Source organism: Pseudobdellovibrio exovorus JSS (assembly GCF_000348725.1).
In the GTDB taxonomy this organism is placed as follows: domain Bacteria; phylum Bdellovibrionota; class Bdellovibrionia; order Bdellovibrionales; family Bdellovibrionaceae; genus Pseudobdellovibrio; species Pseudobdellovibrio exovorus.
Genome location: NC_020813.1, coordinates 557,773 through 574,122, shown reverse-complemented (window position 1 = coordinate 574,122; position 16,350 = coordinate 557,773). Strand labels below are relative to the sequence as shown.

Sequence of the window (16,350 nt, the reverse complement as noted above, 5' to 3'; positions counted from 1 at the left end):
AAAGACAGGGGGAATGTATATGGATTCTATTATCAGCTCGATGTCCAAAAAACTTTCTATTTTAGAAAAGATGTTCTACGAGTCGAAACCCTTTTTGTATGCGCTGATTGCGACCTACGCCTTAGCTCACCATGAAAATCAAACTCTATTAGTGTCTGGTGTTGTTTTAGCTGTATGCAGTGTCATTGTGGCTGGATTAAGAATCCAACATCGCAGTGCGATCCCTGTACGACACGACTAATTTAAATCCCGAATATCTTGGATTAAAATAATCGGATCTTTTCAAGGTGTTTAGACACTCGATAAAGGTGCGATTATTTTATTTCTACGACTTGACCTTCATAGGCAAAATCCCACTGAAGCTTTAGATGTGCATATTTTTCTTCGTAAATCTTGGCTGCCCGTTTTTTCTGAGCTAAAGAGTCTTCTATAGAAAATGCAGGGTCGTGGTGGGCAAAAAGAATATTCTTCAAACCAAAATTTTCACACAGCTCAAATCCACGCATGCTCGTTCCGTGTCCCCAGCCCTTCTTTGAAGCCATATCCTCTTCATCGTACTGAGCATCGAAATACACAAGATCCGCATTACGATATAAGCCTGCGTCTTGCCCCAAATCTGCAGCTGTAATTCGAATCGCTTCGTTATCAACCGCATGAGCATACACCTTATTATTTTTCTCTATACGAAACCCGTAACAGGTATCCGGATGGTCTGTCATATAAGGCGTTACTAGAAATCCATTTACTTCGTTTTGCTCGTAAGCATTTAAGTGGTGAAATTTGACTTCGGCACTTAGACTTTCAAAAGGAACAGGAAATGTAGGCTTTTGAAATAAGCCTCGAATGATTTCTTCAGTTTCTTTATGTACAGAATAATAATTAATCGTACAGCCTTTAACAAAGTGAGGAATAAAGAACGGCAATCCTAAAATATGATCAAAGTGGAAATGCGTAATCAGAATGTGAAACTCTTTATTTACAGAAAGATTACATTGATCACTTTTGGCTTTTAGCCCACTGCCACCATCGATCAATAAAGACTTGTCCCCATCCATCACCTCAACACAGGTTGTGGCTGTACCAAATCCCGCGACGGCCGTAATACCTTTAGTATTTAAAAATTTTTTGACTTGATCAGGCTTAGTGTTACCCGCAGTGAAAAATTCAGACATCAACCTTTCGATGTGCGTGAACCATCCCAGCGTATCTAATGAATGTGGTATTGAGCCTCTGACGCCCCAAAACTTTACCTGCATATTTATTTATAATGCGGCAAGCTCAGTATGATGTCATGTCTGTTTCAAATGCTATCTCTGTTTAGTACATTCGACTGGACGAAAGCAAAGTTAACCCTTGAGTTTCTGCTCTATTAAATCCACGATTTCTTGATGTAAGACTTCTTGATTTAGCTCTGTTGTATAGACTTCCGTCTTTCCCTCGACTGGTATAACCGCATAAGTTTGTTTTTCAGGATAACAAACACCCAGACATGCAGAAGTTATCACACGAATCTTGCCATTCGTTTCTTCGGCCCGCTGCTTTTTTCTAACGGCAGTTTTAACATCTTCTGCAAGATTGGGCTGATTGTATTTAGCACCACACTTAGTGCAAATAAAAACAGAGGCTACTGCCCATGGAGTTTTATTGATGTTTGCCATAATCACCTTCGTTAGCTTTCGATATGATTATACTCTTCACTTCTTCTACTTTCAACTTACCAAGGTCAGTGCGTGGTAATTGATCTAAGCAATAGACGCGCTCTATCTTTTCATAGGGACGTCCCGAATCATTATATAACGCTTTTAACTGCCCCATCTGTGTCTGCAAGCTTTTATCCACAACTAAGACCAGCTCATGCCCACGCCGCTTATCTTCCACAGCCAACAGTGCGGCAGAACTGACTGCATATCCTAACTGTTGGGTTAAATGTTCTAGACGTTCACGCAGCTCAGGTAAAGAAACACCCTCACCTAAAATTTTCACATAATCACCGCGGCGGCCCAAAAGGTTCAAATGCATTGGACCAGATGAAGCGTCCACAGTCAGCGTGACAAGATCTTCTGTCACCAGCCAATCATCAGCTTTATACGAGCGCACCACGATCTCTTGATCGATTTTTTGAATACTGGCTGTCAGCAGTGAATTACAACGAATTTGTAGTGTCTCTTCTACTCGCACTTCCACCTGAGGCAAAACGGCAAACGACTCTGTTTGCTCACGTACCGCAATCATAGATGACGTTTCGGTCATCCCATAGGTTTCAACGATGGGCCATTCTAAAGCGCGGGCCTGCTGTTTGAGTTCTTTACTTAAGGCCCCTGCACCTACAAATACTTTTTTAATAGAAGCCATACACTGTAAATTTAATTTCACAATGTCATACACTTGTGTTGGGACCATAGACATGTAACTGATTTTTTTTTCATTCACCCATGTCTTTAAGGTCTGCACATTCCATTCAGATACAAAGACAGAAGCACCTACTAGTGAAGCACGAGCATAGACACCCAGCCCTGCCACGTGAAATTCAGGCAGAACAAGTCCCCAGCTTTCATCGCTTTTTGTTTGGAAATACTGATTAAATCGCATAGCTGAGTTCACAATGCTCTGCCGCGAAAGAGCTATTAATTTAACACTTTCATTTTTTTTCTGTGAAGAACCCGAACTAGGAACCAGAAAAAATCCTTTGGAGCCATATTGCTGCTCGAATTCGTTTTGCAACTGCAACAGTATTTTTTTTTCTTCCTCTGTTAGGCGTGGGTTTATCAAAAGCTGATTGCTGACTTCCGTTTGAAATTGAATCATACATCAACCCACGTTAACTGATTCAACTGCTGACTCATCCCTATGCCATAATCAGAAAGAGCCTCAGATGAAAACCCCACAAGATTTTCATCATGGACAAAGTAACGTCCAAAACCAATATCTTCATAAAGATCTAATGTTAAAAATCCAGAGTCCCGTTGAGCTAATGACTGCGCTGTTCGTAAGGCATGAGCAAATCCTACTGGGTGCTCCATGGCCGAAGTTAAGATCACAGTACCTGCTTTGGATAAAGGTACACTTTGACGACTTGGTTTTATAATTAAGAACGTCGCCCAATCTTCACGATAGGGTAACGATTGAAAATCATAAGCCAGAGGAACAGCTTGATTCCAGTCTTTCCACGCCTCGCTTATCGCAACGGGGTCTTCAATGTACTCAATACGATTTTTAGCTGCTGAGCTAAGACCTTTTAGAAACATCTCGAACTGCTGAGCGTTCAAGGTATTATTAAAATCCAACCGCAAGCGAACATCTAAAGATACCGCATTCAACCGAGCCAGTAACTCCGAAACTTGAGAGCCGCATTTAATCTTTACAGATTTTCCTACAAATTGAGGCTGATTTAAGTCAGTAGAAAACACATCGGTTATTAAATAATTACTGGGAATTTTTTTATCTGAAATAAGAGATTTTTTATTTTTTCTAGCCAGCAAATCTTCGATCGCTAGCTCTGTCGCACGTAGAAATAATAACCCGCGCTGTTTAATTTCTGTCTGCCAATCGCTATCCCCAAACTCTGGTTTAGGGCAAAGATCCGCTACGCCCCAATCATCGCCATCGACAAAGCGAAGTAAGGCCCCTTCTTGATAGCCGTCTTGATAACTTTCTTGCGTCAGTGCATTCAGTGCTGTTCTTTTTTTTAATCTATACGAAGAACAACTGAGTTTCATTACAAGCGAAACCCAACAGGAATTTGAAAGCCAACAGCGAGCAATACACTAAAGATCAAACTGTACAAAGAAGACAATGCTAGGTAGCGATTGTATTCAATACCAGGCTCTGTTCTAAAGATGCGCTTCACGATGAATAATCCAATGGGGAATGACACCAATGGAATAATATAAACCCACCATCTTTCTAAAGAGAGCCAGTAATACCCCCCGAAGAACGGAGCAAAAACTAAAAAGCCCACCCAAAAACGACTGCCAGTTAAGCCTAAGCGGACCGCCATAGTTTTTTTATTCACTAACACATCTGTGTGGATGTCTCTTAAGTTATTGATCGCAATTAAAACAGTACTTAAAAAACCGATCTGCAGACCAACAATGAATGCCGGCATACCATAAGTGCCTGTTAACAAATAGAAAAGACCACCGACAGCCACTAAACCAAAAAATAAAATGACGAATAAATCCCCTAAACCATAATAGGCTAATGGTAGTGGTCCCGAAGTATAAGCGTAGCCCATCAAGATAGAAAATATTCCCACTGCTAAAATCGGCCATCCACCATGAATAACTAAAGGAATCCCACAGGCCGCAGACAATGCAAAACAAATCCCCGCACCCAACATCACCTGATTAAAAGTAAATATCCCCTGCTGTGTTACGCGCACTGGCCCTAAGCGTTTTTCGGTATCCGCGCCCTTTTTAAAGTCCATCGCATCGTTCACCAAATTAGTTCCGATTTGGATGAAGAAGCTTGAAAATAGGGCCAAAACAACGATCCACCACTGAATTTCGTAGCCAAAGCCACGTACAAGGCCAACGGTTGCTATAATAGGTACCAATGAAGCGGAAAGAGTCTTAGGACGCGCCGCTAAAATCCACGCTTTTGCTTTTGTCATCAGGACAAACTAGCAAACTTTTGTTAGGCTGAGAAACGATTTTTATGGGGCTTCTGCCCACGATTTATTGTGCTTTCTTTTAGTCTTTCAGAGTTCGAGGTGATGGTATGGAACTAGTAACAGCGGGATTAGTTGGGTTTATTTTAGGCGGAGTCATCATTGGCTTTATTTTATATACCAAATCAAAAGCAGAAAAAGAGCGCCTGCAATCAGAATCCACACAGCTTTTGACAGAAGCTCAACAACTTAAAATTGATCTGCAAACATGGAAGACAAAGTTTGAGCTGACACAGAACACAGTAGAACAGTCTCGTGCCGAAGCTTCACAATTACAACAGACACTGACATTACAATTTGAAAATCTGGCGCAAAAGATCTTCGATGAAAAATCGTCTAAGATGACAGATCAAAACTTCCAACAACTCAGCGCTCTTTTAAATCCTCTTAAAGATCGCATCAAAGACTTCGAGAAAAAAGTAGAAGACACTTATTCTTCTGAAAGAGCCGACCGCAGCTTCTTAAAAGGTGAAATCACTAAACTTATAGAGCTGAATCAAACCATGTCGAAAGAGGCGCAGAACTTAACTCTGGCCCTTAAAGGTGAAAACAAAACACAAGGGAACTGGGGCGAATTGATTTTAGAAAACATCCTTGAACGTTCTGGACTTCGCAAAGGTGAGGAGTACATCACACAAGAAACTTTACGTGGCACAGAAGGAGAAATCCTCAGACCCGATGTCATTGTGAAACTTCCTGATGGAAAACATCTGATTGTCGACTCTAAGATGACGCTGACAGCTTATGAAGCGGCGGCCTCTGCAGATACAGAAGCCGAAAAAGAAAAGTTCGCTGCCGCTCATGTGGATTCACTTAAACGTCATATCAGTGAACTGTCGGACAAAAAGTATCATTTGGCCGATCAAATTATTTCACCTGACTTCGTCATGCTCTTTATGCCGCTCGAGCCCGCTTTCGCTATGGCCTTTAAACTGAAGCCCGACTTATTCGAACAAGCATGGGATAAAAATATCGCCATCGTCAGCCCCACGACACTACTGACAAGCTTACGAACTGTGGCCTCTTTATGGAAACAAGAACGCCAGCAGCGCAATGCCCTTGATATCGCAAAACGCGGTGGCGATCTTTATGATAAGTTTGTCGGTGTCGTAAAAGACCTCGATACCCTTGGGGAACGCCTTTTATCCGTTCAAAAGGTTCATGGCGATGTGATGTCGAAGCTTTCCAGTGGACGCGGAAATTTGATCTCGCAGGTTGAAAAGCTAAAAGAGCTAGGAGCTAAAGCCGAAAAAAGCCTGCCTCCTTCTATAGAATAAAGTGAAGTTTTTATACTAAATCCACGCCCAAAGGCCTCAGAAGCCATCTGCTTAAAATATAGGCTAGTGTTTAAAGCCTATCTGTAATATATAGCCCCTGTGGTCAGGGGGACCAATGAAGAAGTTATTTTTGTTATCAGCTGCTCTTCTTTTATTTGTACTTGAAGTCGGTGCTACAACTACTGGTCAAACACGTGCCTGCCGCATCGCTGGCGGCCAATATTTCGAGATAGAATTTGATTTTGATGAAATTGGCTTATGCCTCGTGGGTGAATCTCTTGTAGGCTCACGTGACCTTTTAAATAAGAATGCCCGTATTGAAATTCCTCTTTCACTACACCACTACCGTCGAGGAGTTCGCACCTGCACAGCAGCCAATATGCAAACTCTGCAACTAGGTGATTTAGGGCGTGTGGATGTTTGTCTTTACAGCGATGGCTCTGTGATTGATCTAGCAACCTTATTGTCAGGCAAAGAACATAATCGAAATGCAAAGCTCAATAAAGCCCTAGGTCTTTAAGGGCTCTAGTAGTCTTTGTTGTACGACTTCGCCGTTTTTAAGCTCGATCACCATGTCATAGCCGTCCAACGTTGAAAGACGATGGGCAATCGTAATCAATGTCGTTCCATCTAAAGATTCACGAATCACCTTTTGCACCAAGGCATCTGTTTCTACATCCACGCTAGCTGTGGCTTCGTCTAAGAAAATAATTTTTACCTGAGTCAGTAAGGCGCGGGCTAAACAAATCAACTGGCGCTGTCCTTGCGATAGGTTAGCTCCGTTTTCAGCCACACGGAAATCCAACTGTCCCGGTAAAGCTGATACAAATTCGGATAAAGAAACTTTCCGCAGAACGTTCCACACTTGCTCATCTGTCGCCTGTCGATAGCGGTCGATATTACTGCGCAAGCTTCCCATAAATAATGCCGGATCTTGAGGAATCACCGCCAAGCTTTTACGAACCCGTTTTAAAGGAATATGATGAATAGACTTTTTATCCAATAAAATTTCACCGCCCACTATATCTACAAAGCGATACACACTTTGGAATATAGTCGACTTTCCTGAACCGGTTCGCCCGATCAATCCAACCCTCATACCCGATTGAACTTTAAAACTGACATTTTTTAGAACCAAAGGTAAATGTTCAGCATATTTCAAACTGACATTTTTAAACTCTAATTCTCCGGTCTGAGGCCAAGAGTCTTCTATCTGAACTTGTGGCTCGTAGTAGTTTTTCTCTGCCGGCAAATCACAATAGAACTGAAGTCGCTCAACAGAGGTCATACGTGACTCTAGGTCCGAAAATATACGCACCCCCCAATTCAAGTGACGCCAAAAATCCAAAGCATACAGGGTAACAAGACCCGCTGTCCCTGCTGCGATATATCCATTATAGCTTGATAGCACCACCATCAAACCTGTTGAAGCCGAGATCACAGCACCGATCAATGGTAAGCGTGTCGAGAACCAACGATTAATCATATAGTGTGTGTAAAACATCTCGGCTGAATACTGTAATTTATCGTAAAACTGATTCATCATCCAATCACTCTGATTGAATGCACGAATAACTGTTAGCCCTTGTAAAGTTTCTTTGAAGTGAGCATATCTTGGGGATCTCGCCAACGAATCGAGGCGTTTAATTTCGCGAGCGGCACGGCGATAACTATTCTGCAAAGTGTAGTACACAAAAAAGATAGGCAGAATCGCAATCAACACAAAAGGGACGACTGTCACAATCAGTAAGAACGACAGCATGATGTGAAAGAATGAGTGAATAGTGTTATCAAAACTCCATTGCAAGTGAACATCCACCGATTCCATGTCACGCGAAAACCTCTGTAGAATTCGTCCAATCGGAGTGCTATCAAAAAAACGTATTGGGGCCGCCAATATCGAACGTAGCATTTGATCGTGATAACTTTTTCCAGCCTCGATTCCGCGCCGTGACCAAAAGGACTGACTTAAAAAAGTAGTGATCATTGTCAGAATCCCTAAAGCACCATAAATCAAAATGACCTGCAATGGAGCTAATTGGTCAAATTTATCTGACTGAGCTAACCATAACTTTTGCAAAAGTGGAGTGGCCACGACCGCTACAGCTCCGACAAACAATAGAAATAATATCTTCCTTTGCTTCGGTCCCTTGCCCCCCAATGCTTTTAGATATTGAAAGTACACAGACTTCTCAACAGCGCCGACGGCACGATCCTCGTCTTGAATCAAACGGCCTTCACCTTCAGACGTAGCTGTAGATGTCTGCGGCTCATGTGAACCCTCTAAGCCAGATTTCTTTTCTAGCTCTTGGTTCTCGGCATGAGTTTTTAAGAATTTTTTAAAAGGCTCACACGTTTGCAACAACTCATCGTATGTCCCTAAATAATGTCTACCATTTTCTACAAATAAAATTTGATCAAAGCGAGCAATAGACTGCAGGCGATGGGTTACCATGATGCGTGTTTTATTCTTCCACTCTCCAAAGATCAGACGATCACATAAGTAACCTTCCGTGCGAGGATCTACCGCAGATAAAGGGTCATCTAAAAGAATCACATCGGCGTCCGATAAGACAGCGCGAGCCAAGCTCACTCTTTGCTTTTGACCACCGGATAAGTTCACACCCTTTTCACCAATCTCTGTTTGTAATCCGGAAGGTAATGACATCAGGTCATACTCTAAAGCCGACAAATACAAAGCTCTTCTGACTTTTTCATCTGTGACATCCGATTTACCGAAAATAATATTTTCCTGTAAAGTGGAGTTAATGATGTAAGCATCCTGAGGAACATAGGCCACATTCCCCGATTGGTTTTCTATCGAGATTTTTCCCTGATCAGGTAGGACTTCTTTTAATAGCAGTTGCAACAAAGTGGTTTTACCACTTCCCACAGGTCCAACCACCGCCAGCGATTGGCCTTTATTTAGATGTAGCGTGAGGTCCTTAAAAATAGGTCGGCCTTGTTCGTATTGAAAGCTAACATGCTGTAACTCGACACCCTCTGTACTAGCGGTTGTTGCCTGAGAAGCTGGAGTATCCGGAATAGTTTCCGATTGAATAAATTGAGTAATACGCTCTGCACTGACGATAATATTAATAAAGCGACCGATAAAGCGCGATAGCCCGCCAAACTGATCTTCCATAATACTGAAGATCGCAATACACGTGAAAATCAACGCCATATCAACTTTTTGACCTCTGAGTACGTGAGTCAGTAAAGCTGCAAACAATACAATTGAAGTAATCGAGGTATAAAGTAATCCCCAAGTGATTTCAGCTTGTGCCAATTTAAAGCGGGTGCCGATCTCTTTCGCGCGCACCTCACCCACTTCTTGCATCACACTTTTTTCCCAAACGAAATACTTTACAACACGGATGGCATTCAATAATTGAGTCATCAGAGTCATACGCTGATCTCGATGTGCCATCATCTTACCTTCAAGATGCATAAAGCTTTTTGAAAGTCTTTGCGTGATCGGAACTAATATCAGTAGAACCACTACGGCAGCCAGAGCCGACCAACCTAAGAAATAGAAAAGTGTAATCGTACATCCTATTGATAAAACAACCGCATTGCTCAGATCAATTGACGTGATACAGCCATCTGCGATCGCATCAGAATCTGAACTCATGTAGTTGACGATGTCGCCCACTTGATATTTGTTCTTTGCACGATTTGAAAGACGTAGTGAATGTGAAAATATTTTTCTGTTCACCAAGTTGGTCGCCATCTGATTGAAATTCAACGTCTGATAGAAGTAGTGCTGAATGGCCAAACCATTTCCCGCACCACAAACTCCGAAAGCCAGCGCCATCAAGCAAAGTTCGATCAAGTCCTGTTGCTGTAAGTTTCCACCTTGTATACGAGAAATAAAGGCATGCACCAAGAACGGTGTCGCAAAAGAAAATAGACTGCCTATAATCTGGAAGCCACCGGCTTTAAAAAAAGTTTTTCTAGAAACTTTTAGAAGCGAGATAAGAAATGATTTTTTATCAGTCCACTGAACTTGAGACTCATCCCACGGCTGTTCGCGCGGACTAAGACCTGACTTCAATGCAAGACGATCTTCCGCCTGCACCACGCGAGTTTTAGCTGTATTGATGAGTGTTTTTGCTTCCGAGAAAAGGACTGACTTGAACGGCATCAAGTCAGAATCGACTAATTACAAGCCTTGGTCAATCTGGCCTTTACCTGAGTCTGACAGTTTAACCGTCATGTCAAATTGACGCCCTTGGCTCTTGATTGGAGTCTGAGGGTTTTGAACTACACGGCTTTGTAACTTCGTAAAAATAGGCTCTTTGATTGCTAAGTTGTTATCTTGCAATACACACTGACGTGCAATTTTTTGCTCGATGTTAATAACAATCGGAGCTTTGATATTTGCTGTCATTTGAGTTGGATCATCAGGAATCGTAATAATGTTTAGAAACGCAGGAGTTTGATTGGCCTGCATTTTTAATGATTCTAGATCTGTTCTATTGAAGTTAACGTTGTATTTATGACCGAAAATTTCTGGCTCTAAAACTGGGAATGCAACTGAAGACAATTCACAGCTTTGTAACCATGCGAAGATGTCGTCATTTGGATCATCTAGCAAAACAAATTGACGTAGATCTTGAAAGCCCAAAAGACCTTCATTAAAGGTTAAAACGTCCTCAGAATTCAGCTCCACTTCGCCAAATCGAGTTGTTTTTATAACCACATCTACCTCCTGCTCATTAATCAGACACACCATGGGCCATGTCTGGTTAATCAAATTCTGGACTTAAATCGAGGCCTTATCAATTTTTTTCTAAATAACGCTGTGGATTATTTATGAATAGGGTCTATTCAGACTTTAAAAGCTTAGAAATGTTCTTAACTTTATCTGAGCTGACTTGAACCGACTGTTGGTTTTGATCCTGAATAGCTAGATAAACTTCTTCTCTATGAATTTTAGTATCTTTTGGGGCTTCGATACCAAGACGGACTTGCTTACCTTTGATTTGAACCACACGAATCTTGATATGGTCATCAATGGCGATGCTTTCTCCTAACTTCCTTGTAAGAACGAGCATGACTTTATCTCCTTGTCAGCAGCATTAATGCCTTATCGGCCGTGTTTTGCGAAAGTTTAATTATTTCTTATGGGTACGAAAGTCAAGGCGGCTCGATGATTTTATGAAAAAAGTAAAACGGCTCTTTTAAAATTCTGTCATCATCTTAAATTTCTAGAAATACTCAGAAATACAATAGAATACGGCTAGTTAAGCTTCTCTCTGAAGGGCTGCCACAACGGCTTTGCGAACAGTCTCAGCTTCTTCCTCAGGAGAGGTGATATGAAAAGTATCTAACCACTCAAAATAAGCGACTTTTCCCTGTGCCTTAAAAACCTGCGCCATCTGCTCTAGCATATTATCTTCGCCGATATAGGCACATTCACGGGGATGGGAATATGAAATTTTAAAGGCCTTCACTGGAATAGAGTACTCTTGTGCGATCTCGAACATTCCCTTTTTCCATGGGAGCTCTTCGTGCAAAGTGGTCGTTCCCGATGGAAAAACTGCTAACTGAGATTTCTTATCTAAAAGCTGCTGTGCAATTTGCCGACGAACCTGTGCTTTGTTCTTTTCAGTTCTATTCACGAATAGCGTATCCACTCGTCTTGCGGTGGGCCCGATGATAGGCCACTCGCCCACTTCTTTCTTGGCTAGAAATGTCACCTGTGGATGTACCGCCATCAAGATAATGATATCCAAGTAACTGATATGATTGCCGACGATAATAACTGGGGCCTCACTCGGAGGCATCCCTTTGGCTTCGATACGAATTCCAAAGCGACGAGCCAATTCTTCTGCCCATTCTTTTTTAAGAGCTAAGATATTCGCTTTGGGAAAATATGAGCGCAGCAAATAACAGAGCGTACGAAAAAAGATAATAGCCGCTTTGAACATGCCCCATATTAACGAATTATTAGATTTTTTGTACTGGATTTTTACATTAGGTTTCAGGCTAAAAGCTTATCTTAAAAAATCGAGTAAGCTTTTATTTTCAAGACGGCCCGCCACTTCCAACGTGCTTTTCAGTGTTGTATCAGCACGTGATAGTTCTGACATCGTCTGGAATAAATCCGCATCTTCTACCTGAGACGTCAAAGTCTTATTATCCACATTCGACTTGTGAATAATATCGGCTGTGGCCTCTAATTGATTAATACGTCCGCCGATTTCAGCGCGGATCAAATTGATTTGATTCAAAGCTTGATCAAGGGGCTCAAGTGCATCTTGAATAGCGTATTTATCATTGGTTTTCAAAGCTACATCTAAGCCTTTAACCAATCTGAAAACGTTAACGCCTTCTTCATTATTCGCTACTTGCTCTTGCCCTACAGACGCTGGGCTACGCAATGCTGCTGCATCTTCTGGCTTAAGCTGATTATGGTATTCACGATCAATTTCAGAAAGTTTAAATTGCTGAAGCTCCTGCGTATTTTGAGGAACGTCTTCTGGTTGACGCTGATACTCGCTACGGCCAATCCCTTTGCCCATGAAAACACGATCACCTGTCATGTTCATCGCAACAAAGATTCCCTTTTGTGTCTGCACACGCATTTCCCCGTCATCACCACGATAGTCACCTTGGCGATCAAAAGGAGTTTCTTGCGTTCTATAGCCACCAAACAAGTAGCGTTCGCCAACACGACGATTCGACATTTCTAGAATAGAATTATAGATCTGCTCAACTTCAGAACCGATCATCGTACGCTGTGACTCACCAATAGTGTCACTGGCCGCCTGTAAAGCCAGTTCTTTAGTTCGCACAATGGCTTCACCTAATTGCGCTAATGTAGATTCGGTCACATCTAAGAAGTTCTTAGCTTGAAATATATTTTTTTCGAACTGTTCTTGATTTTTTAACTCAGTACGATTGGTCAATACCTTGGTAGCTCCAACTGGGTCATCAGATGGAGTGGTCAGTTTTTTTCCTGTAGCAGCTTGATTTTGCAATTGAGCCAATTCAGAACGATTCTTCTGAATACTCTTTAAGGCTTGTCCTTGCATCATCTTATCTGTTACGCGCATCTTCTATAACCCAACCTTATAAACGCTTTAAGCTTAAAACAGTTTCAAACATTTCATCAGCCATGCGAATCACTCGCGCTGAAGCTTCATAAGACTTTTGAAACTCAATCATCTTTTGAGCTTCTTCATCTAAACTGACACCACTGATACTTTCGCGTACGTTTTTCAATTGATCATGGATGTTCTTTTGAGACTCTAAGTTCGCACGCGCAGTTTGGTTCATCGTACCGATTTCACCCACCTTAGAATTAAAGAAATTATCAAAGGTAAATGTTCTGTCTGCACCCATCACATGCTTGAACTGCAAAGAATGAATCACATTCGCAGTGGTGTTATCACCAGGAGCATTTGGTTTTGCCCCAGCCGCAATACGACCCACATCATTTGAAATTTGTTCGTTCACTCGAAGACTGCTTAAATCAAAGCTTCCATCCTGTGGTAACGAGAAGAATTGCATCCCTTTTTGACTGTAGCGATCGTAACCTTCAGAGTGAGCCTCATTGACTTCAGCTGCTAAGTTGTAAGCCAAGTCAGCTAATTGAGCGCGAATTTCCGAAACAGATCCATCGCGTAACTCTAAGGCTCCGCCCATCGAACCACGCTTGAACTGCTCGGTGATGTTCACTTGCGTGCCTTTTTCACTCATCGGATAAAGAACCGCGATTTGTCCCGCAGCATCTTTACCCACCTTTAAAGAGGCACTTGAAGTTCCCGCCACAAGGATACCTGTTTTACCAGAAGTGATATTGATCATTCCTGACTTTGTATCTTCGGCGTAGCTAATATCTAATTTTTCAGAAAGTTTTTTTACCAAAAGATCACGGCGATCACGCTCGTCATTAGCTGAGTTTCCAGCAACCTCAATCGATTGGATTTTTTCATTCAACTTCGCGATTTCTTTACTATACGTATTAACTTCGTTAATACCTGTTTCGATTGTGTTATTCAATTCACTGTTAACACTTTCGATTTGACGATCTACATCCTGAAATGTCTGAACCAACGCTGCCGCTTTATCACGAACAACAGTTCTAGCAGTTAAACTTTCTGGATTGTTTGCTAATTCACGGAAGCTATTGAAGAAATCCGACATAGAACCGCTCAGACCTTTAACTGTCTGTTCATTAAATGCTGATTCTAATCTGTTCAAAGCACCCGAACGGCCTTCTAAAAAAGCCAAGTTAGAGCCTTCACGCTCTAACTGTTTTTCTAACCAAGGATTATTTGTTCTGTTAATTGATTTAAGACTTGCACCAGTACCAATACGCTGATTACCAGCATCCACGGCAGGAGACGTCTGCGTTTCTACACGCTGACGAGAGTATCCTTCTGTCGATTTGTTAGCGATGTTATGTGACGTCGTATTCAATGCGGCTTGGCTGACGGCCATCCCGCGACGTCCAACATCTAACAATCCGTGTATTTTGGCCATCCTTGCCTTTCCTAATTCGTTAAGCTTCCTTGCTTACGAAATGTCCTGCACTATCGTTACCTTGACGATACGTTCCTTTTTTCTGGTAAGTTTTTTGACCCGTTACTGAGTCTTTGATGTTGTCCATTGCCGAGTTCACAGTTTTCAAAGCAGATTCGGCATACGTTGCATTTTCACGATTAAATTCAATAAGACGTTTAGTTAATAACTCTAAAGCAGAATGGATACTGCGTAGACGATCACCTTCGGCTCCACCCATTTGTTGAGCTAGCTCTAAAAGACGAGGCTCGTTTGTATTCATTCCCAAGTGTTGAGCTAAGTCCGACGCATAGGTAACACGTAATGTGTCTAAACTACGAGTGTGACCTAACAGCTGCTCTTTCTGAACATTCACTTCGTTTAATTTTTCAATATTAGTTTGGATAAGATATTCTTTTTCTTTGCGAACACATTCCAACAACAGACGATATTGTTTTGTAATATCCTCAAGATTTCCAACTAATTTTTCGTATGATTGTTGTCTCATCTTTCGCCCTCGTCCCTGAAGCGATAAAGTTTGTTATCCGGTTCAGTTAAATAAATTAATTACTCGTCACCAGTTCTGCCCGCAGAACGTAAGTGCTCTTCGACCATGCGATCTGCAACTGCTTTTGCATCCACTTTGTATTTACCTTCAGCGATCAAACGCTTAAAGTGTTCTACTTTTTCTGCATTTACATCAGGTGCACTCGCCGCTAGTTCTTTGATTCTTTTGATATCTTGTACACGCGGAGATAATTCAACTTTAGAAGCTTGAGCTCCCGCCGATGCTGAAGATGATGAATTGGTCTGCGCACTTTGAGCCGCACCTGTTTTAGACGCGTCACTTGTCTTGTTCGCTTTCGCGTCCGTCAAGTTCAAGTTTTGTCCGACCTTATTGTGAGTAATTTTCATCTACAACCTCCAGCACTCATTACAGTGTATCATATAGGGACGAATGTACCAAATCATTCTGAGACATCAGGTTTCAGCGTCCAAAACAAAGGGCTAGCTGCACTGACCCACCCCAACCTCTGTCCAGCCTCAATTCTGTCACCAGAAGACAATTTAGGCCCATTTCCCAGCCCTGTCCCGCGTGTCATAATGAGACTTTCCAGCCCATTGTCGTGTTTAATTTGGTATTGGATCTGATCCATCTCTAAATGCTTTTTATCTAGCAAAACACCGGCCCATGGACTTTTTAATTCGGCCTGTCCTTCCGACTGCGTCTGAATCTGTAAAGTCACAGGCTGCCCCCCTTCGTGTACCGAAGGAGCCAGCGCTTCTGAAGACTTCACTTCAGTAAAGCCGGAATAATTCGACTTCGTGTTTAAATCCAACGGCCCCTGAGGTTTTTCCACAGGCTGCCTTAAACCTAAACGCGTTCCATATTTTTCCATCAATTGTTCATAAATCAAATCCGACATCCCAATCCCACCGGCTTCTACCCATGAGTTGGCATATTCACCATCTAACTGATCAGAAAAGATTTTTTCAGCATTATTTTTTTTGATCAGTCCGCCCTCTTGAACTGTGGCGCGCATTTGCTTCATCATTTCACGGATGAATTGACCTTCATAAAGCTTAGCAACATCACGCAGCTTTTCCTCAGTGACACTACGAGGTTTTTCACTTTGTACGGGGGCTTTAATAGGATTGAGCTTTGTAATTTCACTCATTTTGTCACGTCCTGTGAATCATAAATAAAGTGGGGAGTGTCCATCATTTTCCTTTTCGCATCCATGCGAAATTTTCTATGTGCAAGTGACGACTTAAATATCATCCGTGATATTTTTGCCTTTTGATGTGAAACGACCTGCGAGTTCTTTTCAACATTGTCAGCACCTAGACCTTCCTTGGTAAATGAAATTTGAGGACCCTCCCCTGTCG

At 42.0% G+C, this 16,350-nt stretch carries 17 protein-coding genes; 3 read left to right on the top strand and 14 right to left on the bottom strand.

What is annotated here, in order from left to right; all coding sequences use genetic code 11:
* The first annotated feature begins 19 nt into the window (after positions 1 to 19).
* Complete coding sequence (locus tag A11Q_RS02910; protein ID WP_015469294.1) at positions 20 to 241, top strand: hypothetical protein; 222 nt, start codon at positions 20 to 22, stop codon at positions 239 to 241.
* Between the two features lie 73 nt (positions 242 to 314).
* Here the strand turns inward: A11Q_RS02910 and A11Q_RS02905 are convergent, their stop codons facing one another.
* The 5 genes from A11Q_RS02905 to menA form a co-directional block, all read right to left on the bottom strand.
* The gene (locus A11Q_RS02905) at positions 315 to 1,172 is read right to left on the bottom strand and encodes an MBL fold metallo-hydrolase (protein WP_015469293.1); all 858 of its coding nucleotides are present in this window, start codon (positions 1,170 to 1,172) and stop codon (positions 315 to 317) included.
* A gap of 174 nt (positions 1,173 to 1,346) precedes the next feature.
* On the bottom strand, positions 1,347 to 1,658 hold the full coding sequence (locus tag A11Q_RS02900) for a (2Fe-2S) ferredoxin domain-containing protein (RefSeq protein ID WP_015469292.1): 312 nt from the start codon (positions 1,656 to 1,658) through the stop codon (positions 1,347 to 1,349).
* A complete protein-coding gene (locus tag A11Q_RS02895) occupies positions 1,642 to 2,805 on the bottom strand; it encodes an AMP-binding protein (protein WP_015469291.1) in 1,164 nt (387 codons plus the stop codon). The genes A11Q_RS02900 and A11Q_RS02895 overlap by 17 nt, the downstream gene beginning before the upstream one ends.
* Positions 2,802 to 3,716, bottom strand: a complete 915-nt coding sequence (locus A11Q_RS02890; RefSeq protein ID WP_015469290.1) for an enolase-like domain-containing protein — start codon at positions 3,714 to 3,716, stop codon at positions 2,802 to 2,804. Before A11Q_RS02890 ends, A11Q_RS02895 begins: the two co-directional genes overlap by 4 nt.
* Complete coding sequence (menA, locus tag A11Q_RS02885) at positions 3,716 to 4,612, bottom strand: 1,4-dihydroxy-2-naphthoate octaprenyltransferase (RefSeq protein ID WP_015469289.1); 897 nt, start codon at positions 4,610 to 4,612, stop codon at positions 3,716 to 3,718. Before menA ends, A11Q_RS02890 begins: the two co-directional genes overlap by 1 nt.
* A 107-nt stretch (positions 4,613 to 4,719) precedes the next feature.
* On the opposite strand from menA, the gene A11Q_RS02880 reads away from it, so the two are divergent.
* Together A11Q_RS02880 and A11Q_RS02875 are read left to right on the top strand one after the other, a co-directional pair.
* Entirely contained in the window at positions 4,720 to 5,946 is a 1,227-nt protein-coding gene (locus tag A11Q_RS02880) for a DNA recombination protein RmuC (RefSeq protein WP_015469288.1), read from the top strand.
* 115 nt (positions 5,947 to 6,061) lie between these two features.
* Positions 6,062 to 6,466: a hypothetical protein gene (locus A11Q_RS02875; RefSeq protein WP_015469287.1), complete on the top strand. Its 405-nt coding sequence runs from the start codon at positions 6,062 to 6,064 to the stop codon at positions 6,464 to 6,466.
* Here the strand turns inward: A11Q_RS02875 and A11Q_RS02870 are convergent.
* From A11Q_RS02870 to A11Q_RS02830, 9 genes are all read right to left on the bottom strand, one after another.
* Positions 6,455 to 10,093, bottom strand: a complete 3,639-nt coding sequence (locus A11Q_RS02870; RefSeq protein WP_015469286.1) for an ATP-binding cassette domain-containing protein — start codon at positions 10,091 to 10,093, stop codon at positions 6,455 to 6,457. The genes A11Q_RS02875 and A11Q_RS02870 overlap by 12 nt on opposite strands.
* 18 nt (positions 10,094 to 10,111) lie before the next feature.
* Positions 10,112 to 10,651, bottom strand: coding sequence for a flagellar assembly protein FliW (gene fliW, locus A11Q_RS02865; RefSeq protein ID WP_051056726.1), 540 nt, complete (start codon positions 10,649 to 10,651; stop codon positions 10,112 to 10,114).
* Between the two features lie 124 nt (positions 10,652 to 10,775).
* The gene (csrA, locus tag A11Q_RS02860; RefSeq protein WP_015469284.1) at positions 10,776 to 11,006 is read right to left on the bottom strand and encodes a carbon storage regulator CsrA; all 231 of its coding nucleotides are present in this window, start codon (positions 11,004 to 11,006) and stop codon (positions 10,776 to 10,778) included.
* Between the two features lie 189 nt (positions 11,007 to 11,195).
* Positions 11,196 to 11,882 carry a lysophospholipid acyltransferase family protein gene (locus A11Q_RS13340; RefSeq protein ID WP_015469283.1) on the bottom strand — a complete coding sequence of 229 codons (687 nt, stop codon included), beginning with the start codon at positions 11,880 to 11,882 and terminating at the stop codon, positions 11,196 to 11,198.
* A gap of 66 nt (positions 11,883 to 11,948) precedes the next feature.
* Entirely contained in the window at positions 11,949 to 13,010 is a 1,062-nt protein-coding gene (flgL, locus tag A11Q_RS02850) for a flagellar hook-associated protein FlgL (RefSeq protein ID WP_015469282.1), read from the bottom strand.
* Between the two features lie 16 nt (positions 13,011 to 13,026).
* Positions 13,027 to 14,442 carry a flagellar hook-associated protein FlgK gene (flgK, locus tag A11Q_RS02845; RefSeq protein ID WP_015469281.1) on the bottom strand — a complete coding sequence of 472 codons (1,416 nt, stop codon included), beginning with the start codon at positions 14,440 to 14,442 and terminating at the stop codon, positions 13,027 to 13,029.
* A gap of 19 nt (positions 14,443 to 14,461) precedes the next feature.
* Positions 14,462 to 14,968 carry a flagellar protein FlgN gene (locus A11Q_RS02840; protein WP_015469280.1) on the bottom strand — a complete coding sequence of 169 codons (507 nt, stop codon included), beginning with the start codon at positions 14,966 to 14,968 and terminating at the stop codon, positions 14,462 to 14,464.
* Between the two features lie 59 nt (positions 14,969 to 15,027).
* Positions 15,028 to 15,375: a flagellar biosynthesis anti-sigma factor FlgM gene (gene flgM, locus A11Q_RS02835; RefSeq protein ID WP_015469279.1), complete on the bottom strand. Its 348-nt coding sequence runs from the start codon at positions 15,373 to 15,375 to the stop codon at positions 15,028 to 15,030.
* 53 nt (positions 15,376 to 15,428) lie between these two features.
* Entirely contained in the window at positions 15,429 to 16,139 is a 711-nt protein-coding gene (locus A11Q_RS02830; RefSeq protein WP_015469278.1) for a rod-binding protein, read from the bottom strand.
* Positions 16,140 to 16,350: the final 211 nt, after the last annotated feature.